The following is a 7,874-nucleotide window of genomic DNA, read 5'->3' as shown; positions in this document are numbered from 1 at the left end:
CCTCCCGCCCCGACCGCCACCCAAATCCGCGCAACGACAGGACATATACGCCCACTACCGCGTTTGCTCGGGTCGTCGCCGCGGGAGCGGGGATGTAGGTGGACGCATACGTCCTGTCGGTACGACGGCGGCCGGCGGAGCGCCGAAACTGTCGGTGGGTGTGGTTAGCGTCGGGGGCATGAGTGGGAGGGCATGGGACTGGGGATGACGACTTATTCGGCGGTGCGGACGACTGGGATCTATTGCCGGCCGGGGTGTGGGGCGAAGCCGTTGGCGGAGAACGTGCAGACGTTCGAGTTGGCGGCTGCGGCGGAGGCGGCTGGGTTCCGGGCGTGTTTGCGGTGCCGGCCTTATCGGGTGGCGGGGACGGTGGCGGATGAGGCGCCGGAGCTGGTGTGCCGGGCGGTCCAGCTGATCATCGCGGGGGTGATGGATGCGGCGGGGGAAGAGGTGCTGGCGGCGCGGATCGGGGTGTCGGCGCGGCATCTGCGGCGGATGTTCCATGAGCATCTTGGGGTGACGCCGGATCAGTTCGCGCGGTCGCGGCGGGCGCATTTTGCGCGGCGGTTGCTGGATGACTCGGAGCTGGGGATCGCGGAGGTGGCGTTCGCGTCGGGGTTCGGGAGTCTGCGGCAGTTCAACCGGGCGATGCGGGAGATCTTCCGGGCCGCGCCGAAGGAGCTGCGGGACCGCCGCCGCAAGACCGATCGGTTGACTGCTGACGGAGGACTTGTACTGCGCTTGCCGTACACCGCGCCGTATGACTGGGAGGCGATGATCGCCTTCCTCGCAGCGAACGCGATCCCAGGCGTGGAGTCGGTGGAGGGCGGCGTGTATCGGCGCACGATCACGCTCGATGGTGAGCCGGGGTTGCTGGAGATTGGTCCGGGCGGGCCGGACCACCTGTTGTTGCAGGCCCATCTACCGTTCTGGGAGGGCGTCATCCACGTGGTCGACCGGGCTGCGTGCTTGGTCGGTCTGGAGAAGGATCTGACCACCGCACGGCAGTTCCTCGGCGGTGATCCGCAGATCGGTCCGCTGCTGGCGGCGCGCCCGGGGCTCCAGGTGCCGGGCGCCTGGGGGCCCTTCGAGGTGGCTGTGCAAGCAGTTGTCCGGAACTCACTTCCATCTGCTGAAGCGGATGACGTGTTGCGGAAGATCGTGGAGGTTCATGGAGTCGCGGTGCCGGGGCTGGGTTACGGGTTGACGCATTTGTTTCCGGGGCCGGAGGCGTTGACCGGGGTGGAGCCGGTGGCGGCGCTGGCGCGAGAGGTTGCTGAGGGCAACATTGTGCTGGACTGTGGTCGGCCGGAGGAGTTAGCGCGGGTGTTGGAGCAGGTGCCGGGGGTGAGCCGGAAGGCGGCGCAGTTGGTGGTGATGCGGCTTGGGGGCCGAGATGCTTGGCCGCTCGATGGCGATGCGGAACATCTCAGCCCCTGGAGATCGCTGGCTGCTGTTTATGCCAGTGCGTCGTAGGTGCCGGTGGTGAGCAGTTCGGTGGCGGCGGCCGTGGCGAGCGCGTAGGCGCGGGCGGTGATGGCTGGGCCGAGGCTGATCCGGGTGACGCCGAGCTCGACGAGTTCGGGGACCGATGGTGCGCCGGGGCCGGCCATGACGTTCAGTGGTCGCGGCGAATCCGCGGCCAGCGAACGAATGGTCGGAGCGTCGACCACGGCTGGGACGAACAGGACGTCCGCCCCGGCGTCGGCGTACAGGTGGGCGCGTTCGATCGTGTCAGCCCTGTCGCCGTCGCCGAACATGTACGTGTCCACGCGCGCGTTGATGACGAGGTCGATGCCGAAGGCAACCGCTGCGGCGCGCGCGGTCCGGATTCGCGAAGCATGGACGGCTGCTGAATCCAGGACCCCGCCGGTGCTGTCCTCGAGGTTGATGCCGACGGCGCCCGCCTCGAGCACCGCGGTCACGGTCGCGGCCACGTCGCCGTACCCGGCCTCGATGTCGACCGTGACCGGCACCGAGACCGCAGCGACGATCGCCCGAAGCGCCCCGACCGCGGCAGACAAGGACAGGCCTCCACCATCGGCAACACCCAAAGACCAGGCGACCCCCGCGCTCGTGGTGGCGATGGCGGACGCGCCGGCGGATTCGATGGCGCGAGCCGATCCGGCGTCCCACGCGTTCGGCAGGACCAGCGGCGGCTGCGTGTGGAGTGTGCGCAGCCGCTGGGCCTGCTCGGCCTGAGTGGTCACAGGCTGACCAGCAGTTCGTGGTCGTGCTCGACGAACTCGACGATCAGGTCGGCGAACCGGCCCGCGACCAGTTCCTGGTACGCCGCTGATCCGGTGTGTGCGTCGTACGCCTCCTGGTTCGCGAAGTGCTCGACGAACAGCAGGTAGTCCGGGTTCGCCGGGTGCCGGTAGACGCGGAACGACAGCGTGCCCTCCTCAACGCCCGGGCCGAGCGGCGCGAACTCCCGGACGATCTCCTCGGCAACAGCCTGGTTGCCGGGCTTGAGCTGAATGGGGAAAACCTTGGCCAACATGAAGAACTCCTCGTGAAGGGTCATCTCTGAACCCCTCAAGATTCGCCTGCAGACCCCACTGCAGTCTGGCCAAATCCGGACAAGAACCTAGGTGCGAGCGCGCAACCTATCCGGTAGTCGCGGCAGGTTCAGCCACTCCGCCAGGAAGCGTGCCCGGTCGCGATAGGCCGCCACCTCGTTGATCACATGCCCGGTGTCGTACCACCGGAATTCCTTCGGCTCGCTCCCTGCCGCGAAGAACGCCTCGCAGTTCTCCCGGCTCACATTCGGATCGAACCACGCCGACTGGAACAGCAGCGCAGCCGGCGCCGCCGACCCGACAAAGCGCCCGCAGTCGTACGGCTCCATCAACGCCAGCAACGGCTCGTACTCGGCAGGCGTCATCGACTCCCGCATCCGCGCGATTTCCGGGTACGGCGTCTCGCGGAAATGAATGCTCATCCCGGACAGCCCCGAGTCGAAGACGAAGCACTGGAATCGCCGATCGATCCCGCTCACGGTGCCGGCCATCATTGCGCCCATCGAGTGCCCGACACAGCCCAACCGCTCCACGCCGTACGACGTGAGCAGGTCGGCCCCGCGGCGGATCGCGAAGATCGATTCGCGGATGTTGCGGACCGCGTCGCCGGTGTCCGCGATCGGCAGCGACAGCCCGATTCCGCCCGCCTCGGCGACCTGGATCGCCTCCGGCAGGAACCCCTCCCGCCCGCCGGTCGAGTGCTGGTAGACCACTCCGGCCAGGTCGTCGCCGGCGAGCAGTGCGCCGGATGGAAAGGCGAGATAGCCCTCGACCGGAGGCCCCTCGGCGTTGTCGTAGCGGCACCGGGCCACGACCACGCCGTCGCGCTCACCCAGTACGTCGATCTCCGGGTTCAGCGGCAGCGCGTCGTCGTACGAGAGATCGACCATGTCATCAGGGATAGAAGCATTTGCTCCAGGCAACTAGTGCATATCGCTATGCGAGACGATATGTCTCATTCAGCAAGATCTTGTACTACGGTGAAGCGTGTCGCCGAAGGCAAGGGAGCCTGGGATGAATAACGTGTACACGCACGGCCACCACGAGTCGGTACTGCGCTCACACAGTTGGCGCACCGCGGAGAATTCGGCCGGCTATCTCCTCCCGCATCTGCGCCCCGGGATGTCGCTGCTCGACATCGGCGCCGGCCCGGGCACCATCACCGCCGACCTCGCCCGCCTGGTCGAGCCCGGCCGGACGACCGCCCTCGAGGCGACCGACAAGGCTCTCGCGATCACCCAAGAGACCTTCGCCAACCTGGACATCGAGGTCGACTTCGTCGTCGGTGACGTTCACGCCCTCGACCTCCCCGACGACTCGTACGACGTCGTGCATGCACACCAGGTCCTGCAGCACGTCGCGAATCCCGTCCAGGCGCTCCGCGAGATGCGCCGCGTCTGCAAACCCGGTGGGATCGTCGCCGCTCGCGACTCGGACTACCGCGCCTTCGCCTGGTATCCGCAGCTTCCCGAGCTGGATGAGTGGATGGAGCTCTACCAGCGGATGGCGCGCGCCAACGGCGGTGAGCCGGACGCGGGTCGCCAACTGCTGTCCTGGGCGCTAGAGGCCGGGTTCGAGAAGGTCGACTCCACCGCGAGCAACTGGACCTTCGCCGACCCCGACGGCCGCGCGTTCTGGGGCGGAATGTGGGCCGACCGCATCCTCCAGTCGGCAATGGCCGAGCAGGCGCGGGCGTCCGGCGTACCGGAGCCGACGCTGGAAGGAATCTCCAAGGCCTGGCGCGACTGGGCCGTGCGGCCGGATGGCTGGATCTCCATCCTGCATGGCGAAATCCTCGCCGTCGCCTAGCCCTGGGAAGCGAGCACCACCAGATAGTTGTCGGGATCGCGCAGCCACAGTTCGTCATGCCCAGCATTCGGATTGTGGTGGACGTCGGTCTGGATCACCGCATGCTCAGCGCGCACCCGAGCGGCCGGCAGATCATCGGTCTCGAACCACAGCGCAACCCCGTTCCCCAACGGCTGCGCGGGATCACCGAACGTCCCGTGATGGTGCGAGATGTCCAGTCGGTGCAGCTGCAGGATCAGTACGTCGCCAACCGCGATCCGCTCGTATTCTGCTCCGCCGTGCGCGCTGCGTGCTCCCAGCACCTCGCAGTACCAGGCGCTGCTCTTCTCGACATCGCGCACGGCGATCATGGGTTGTGGTTGCATGCCACCGACGTTAGGCGGGCGGCGTCGTACCGGTCTTGAAGGAATGGGAACGCTGGCGGGAAACCTCATACAGTACGGCGGTCGCCGCGTTGGCCGCGTTGAGCGAACTGGCCGCGCCGGTGATCGGGATCCGCACCAGCACGTCCGCCGCTTCCTTCCAGGCCGAGCTCAAACCGCTGGTCTCGTTGCCGATCAGCAGCAATGCAGGCTGCGTGAAGTCGAAGTCGAACACGTCGACCGTGCCTGATTCGTCGGTCCCGGCAACCACTACCGGTACGTCGCTCCGTCGTACCCAATCAATGACCTCGCGATGCGACGGAGCCCGAACCGCCGGTACGGCGAACAGCGAGCCCGTGGTCGCGCGAACCGCCTTCGGGTCGTAGATGTCGGCGGCATGCCCGGTGACGATCACCCCGGATGCGCCGAAGGCGTCGGCGGACCGAATGATCGACCCGATGTTGCCAGGCCCGGTCGGCCGATCGAAAACGACGCCGAGGAAGTCCGGCCCGACCGAGATCCGGTCGAGGTCGTCGGCCGGCATCGCCACGACCGCGATCAGCTCGGGCTCGTCCTTCTCGCCGAGCTCAGCCAGCAACGCCGGCTCCATCGCAATCCGCTCGGCACCAGGCAACCGGGTCAAAAGATCGCGCGCCCAGGACGACAGCGGTCGAGCCGCGTCATGGATCACCGCGCGGATCACCCACCCGTGATCGACCGCAAGCGAAATCGGTCGCACCCCGTGCACCAGGAACTCACCGGCCCGCTGTCGCTTGTTCCGATTCCCCAAATACGACTGCCACACCTGGAACCGGGCATTCCGCGTCGAGATCCGCTGCATCAGCTCACCCTAGGCGACCCTCCGAAGAACAGGACGTACGCCCGAAGGTCTGCGGACCGGATCGGCCGCAAGGGAAACTTGGCACTCCGAACCGCGACCCGATCGCTGACTACCGTTGGCGCTGCGCGGAGGATCCTCGCAGACTGCCGCATGGAGGAGTGATTCGTGTCCCGTAGACGGGTGATCGTGGTGCCGGCGGTGGCCGTTGCGATCCTCGTACCGGCGTGCGTGCTGACCTGGTGGGACCCATTCAACCTTCGGTACGCGGGGTTCCTGGCCGCCGCGTCGACCGGCCTGGCGGCAGCGTCCGCCGCCACCGTGGCAGTCCTTGTCTGGCGACGCCGTGCCGTCACGATCGCCGCGATCGTGCTCGGCTCGGTGGGAGTGGTGTTCGCCGGGGGTACGGCGTGGCTGTCCGCCGAACTGTCGCCGCGGGGGCCGGATCGAGACCGGGTGGCGTCACCGGACGGCCGCTACGAACTCGTGCGCGTGAGGGGCGTCATCGGATCCGAGGTGCGCCTGCGGCGTGACCGCGGTCTTCTGTCGCAGGAAACCGTCGTCTGGTACGACGACGGAGGCAGCCCCAACGGCCGCGACAGCGGAACCGTCGTTCCGAAGTTCCGGTTCGTCGATGCGCGTTCCGTCGAGGTGATGACCCCCGACGGCTGCAACCGATCGGCCTTCGACGCCACGACATTGGTGCTGAAAGAGCACCCGCGGCCAAGCACCTGCTGACGCGGCGGGACTCGCTTGGGGCTAGCGCTTCGAGCGGCTCGGAATGCGCGAGACGAGGCGCTCGAGCAGGCCGTAGCCGGCCAGGACGAAGCCCCCGAAAGCGAGCAGGAACGCACCCACCGCGATGTCGATGTTCACCGGCCGCAGCACGAGGCCGATGCCGGTGAAGATCACGCCGATCACGGTGGACCAGACGATGGTGCGGCGACCCATGGGCGTGTAGTGCATGGCGGCGATGCTATCGGTCCGCCGAGTCATCCGACCGTTCGCGGCCACAAGGGAACGTTGCATCGTTCGGCGGGTAGTGTCCAGGAATGTCACAGTCCACGCCGGGCAATCCAGGGGCCCCCAAGGTGACGGCTTCCGCCTCGCCTACGGCTGGATGTAGCCCTTCGTGTGGCCTTCGTGGAGAGTTGCGTGGGTCTCGGCGACCTGATGGCAGAGGGCCAGCAATTCCGGCTCGTTCTTGACCTGCTGGCGGGCTTTGGGGCCGAGGGCGACGATGTGGTCGCGGGCGCGCAGCAGGCGCAGGAAGATGCGCTCGCGCTCGCCGGGGTCGTCGGTGTACTCGGAGTCCAGGTACGCCGTCGCGTCGCGCCGAATGTGCGCCATCGCGGTCTGGGTGCGCCCGCGCGTGCTGAACAGCGACGCGAGGATCGTCAGCACCAGCACGACCAGGATCACCACCAGCGACAGACCGGTGCTGATCTCGACGACCTCGATGTGCTCGCCACCGTTGATGAAGGCGAGGTTGTTCTCGTGCAGGGCGTGCAGGATCAGCTTGGCGCCGATGAAGGCGAGGATCATCGCCAGCCCGAAGGACAGGTAGATCAGCCGGTCCAGCAGACCGTCGAGCAGGAAGTACAGCTGCCGCAGCCCGAGCAGACTGAATGCGGTCGCGGTGAAGACGACGAAGACGTTCTGGGTCAGACCGAAGATCGCCGGGATCGAGTCCAGCGCGAACATCAGGTCGGTGCCGCCGATCGCCACCATCACCAGCAGCATCGGCGTCATCACCCGCTTGCCGTCGAGCTGCGTGAACAGCTTGTCGTCGTCGAACTCGGGGCTGGTCCGGAACAACCGCCGCGCGATCCGTACGACGTTGTTCTGCGCCTGGTGGGATTCCTCGGTCTCCGGCTTGAGCATGTTGCCCGCCGTCAGCAGCAGCACGATGCCGAACAGGTAGAAGACCCAGGAGAACGAGTTCAGCAGTGCCGAGCCGAGGAAGATGAATCCGGCCCGGGCGATCAGCGAGACCACGATGCCGACCAGGAGCACCTTCTGCTGGTTCTCCCGGGGAACCCGGAAGCTGGTCATGATGATCAGGAAGACGAACAGGTTGTCGACCGACAGCGCCTTCTCGGTGACGTAACCGGCGAAGTACTCCGACCCCATCGCCGAGCCGCCGAAGATGAGGGTCCCGACTCCGAACAGCAGCGCGATGCCGACGTACAGGGCGGACCAGACCGCCGCCTCCCGGATGGTCGGTACGTGCGCCGACCGGACGTGGAAGAAGTAGTCGAACAGCAGTAACCCGAGGATCCCGAGCAGGGTCAACACCCAGACCAGCGTCATGGGGCCAGCCAACCACGCCGGTGTCCGCGG

At 67.1% G+C, this 7,874-nt stretch carries 10 protein-coding genes; 3 read left to right on the top strand and 7 right to left on the bottom strand.

Annotation, left to right across the window (positions count from 1 at the left end):
- Positions 1-204 precede the first annotated feature (204 nt).
- Positions 205-1,476, top strand: a complete 1,272-nt coding sequence (locus E1263_RS28695; protein ID WP_132172926.1) for a bifunctional transcriptional activator/DNA repair enzyme AdaA — start codon at positions 205-207, stop codon at positions 1,474-1,476.
- Here the strand turns inward: E1263_RS28695 and E1263_RS28690 are convergent.
- The 3 genes from E1263_RS28690 to E1263_RS28680 all read right to left on the bottom strand — a co-directional run bounded on the left by E1263_RS28690 (position 1,458) and on the right by E1263_RS28680 (position 3,412).
- Complete coding sequence (locus E1263_RS28690) at positions 1,458-2,210, bottom strand: isocitrate lyase/PEP mutase family protein (RefSeq protein ID WP_132172924.1); 753 nt, start codon at positions 2,208-2,210, stop codon at positions 1,458-1,460. The genes E1263_RS28695 and E1263_RS28690 overlap by 19 nt on opposite strands.
- On the bottom strand, positions 2,207-2,527 hold the full coding sequence (locus E1263_RS28685; RefSeq protein ID WP_132172923.1) for a putative quinol monooxygenase: 321 nt from the start codon (positions 2,525-2,527) through the stop codon (positions 2,207-2,209). Before E1263_RS28685 ends, E1263_RS28690 begins: the two co-directional genes overlap by 4 nt.
- 63 nt (positions 2,528-2,590) lie before the next feature.
- Positions 2,591-3,412, bottom strand: a complete 822-nt coding sequence (locus E1263_RS28680) for an alpha/beta hydrolase family protein (RefSeq protein ID WP_132172921.1) — start codon at positions 3,410-3,412, stop codon at positions 2,591-2,593.
- A gap of 124 nt (positions 3,413-3,536) precedes the next feature.
- On the opposite strand from E1263_RS28680, the gene E1263_RS28675 reads away from it, so the two are divergent.
- Positions 3,537-4,331 (top strand): class I SAM-dependent methyltransferase, encoded by a 795-nt coding sequence (locus E1263_RS28675; protein WP_132172919.1) that lies wholly within the window; start codon positions 3,537-3,539, stop codon positions 4,329-4,331.
- Here the strand turns inward: E1263_RS28675 and E1263_RS28670 are convergent.
- Both E1263_RS28670 and E1263_RS28665 read right to left on the bottom strand, forming a co-directional pair.
- The gene (locus E1263_RS28670; RefSeq protein ID WP_132172917.1) at positions 4,328-4,696 is read right to left on the bottom strand and encodes a VOC family protein; all 369 of its coding nucleotides are present in this window, start codon (positions 4,694-4,696) and stop codon (positions 4,328-4,330) included. The genes E1263_RS28675 and E1263_RS28670 overlap by 4 nt on opposite strands.
- Positions 4,697-4,706: 10 nt before the next feature.
- Complete coding sequence (locus E1263_RS28665) at positions 4,707-5,534, bottom strand: TrmH family RNA methyltransferase (RefSeq protein WP_238161612.1); 828 nt, start codon at positions 5,532-5,534, stop codon at positions 4,707-4,709.
- Positions 5,535-5,699: 165 nt separating this feature from the next.
- Here E1263_RS28665 and E1263_RS28660 point away from each other — a divergent pair, with 165 nt between their 5' ends.
- Entirely contained in the window at positions 5,700-6,269 is a 570-nt protein-coding gene (locus tag E1263_RS28660; RefSeq protein ID WP_132172913.1) for a hypothetical protein, read from the top strand.
- Between the two features lie 21 nt (positions 6,270-6,290).
- Here the strand turns inward: E1263_RS28660 and E1263_RS28655 are convergent, their stop codons facing one another.
- Together E1263_RS28655 and E1263_RS28650 are read right to left on the bottom strand one after the other, a co-directional pair.
- Entirely contained in the window at positions 6,291-6,497 is a 207-nt protein-coding gene (locus E1263_RS28655; RefSeq protein WP_132172911.1) for a hypothetical protein, read from the bottom strand.
- Between the two features lie 144 nt (positions 6,498-6,641).
- Positions 6,642-7,844 carry a TerC family protein gene (locus E1263_RS28650; RefSeq protein WP_132172909.1) on the bottom strand — a complete coding sequence of 401 codons (1,203 nt, stop codon included), beginning with the start codon at positions 7,842-7,844 and terminating at the stop codon, positions 6,642-6,644.
- Positions 7,845-7,874 lie beyond the last annotated feature (30 nt).

The organism is Kribbella antibiotica, from assembly GCF_004349055.1.
Lineage (GTDB): Bacteria > Actinomycetota > Actinomycetes > Propionibacteriales > Kribbellaceae > Kribbella > Kribbella antibiotica.
This window is presented reverse-complemented; position numbering and strand designations above follow the sequence as displayed.

What these genes read in the sequence shown, in the direction of transcription:
- E1263_RS28695 (WP_132172926.1), top strand. Translation starts at nt 205, where the DNA reads ATGACGACTTATTCGGCGGTGCGGACGACTGGGATCTATTGCCGGCCG.
- E1263_RS28685 (WP_132172923.1), bottom strand. Translation starts at nt 2,527, where the DNA reads ATGACCCTTCACGAGGAGTTCTTCATGTTGGCCAAGGTTTTCCCCATT.
- E1263_RS28680 (WP_132172921.1), bottom strand. Translation starts at nt 3,412, where the DNA reads ATGGTCGATCTCTCGTACGACGACGCGCTGCCGCTGAACCCGGAGATC.
- E1263_RS28675 (WP_132172919.1), top strand. Translation starts at nt 3,537, where the DNA reads ATGAATAACGTGTACACGCACGGCCACCACGAGTCGGTACTGCGCTCA.
- E1263_RS28670 (WP_132172917.1), bottom strand. Translation starts at nt 4,696, where the DNA reads ATGCAACCACAACCCATGATCGCCGTGCGCGATGTCGAGAAGAGCAGC.
- E1263_RS28665 (WP_238161612.1), bottom strand. Translation starts at nt 5,534, where the DNA reads ATGCAGCGGATCTCGACGCGGAATGCCCGGTTCCAGGTGTGGCAGTCG.
- E1263_RS28655 (WP_132172911.1), bottom strand. Translation starts at nt 6,497, where the DNA reads ATGCACTACACGCCCATGGGTCGCCGCACCATCGTCTGGTCCACCGTG.
- E1263_RS28650 (WP_132172909.1), bottom strand. Translation starts at nt 7,844, where the DNA reads ATGACGCTGGTCTGGGTGTTGACCCTGCTCGGGATCCTCGGGTTACTG.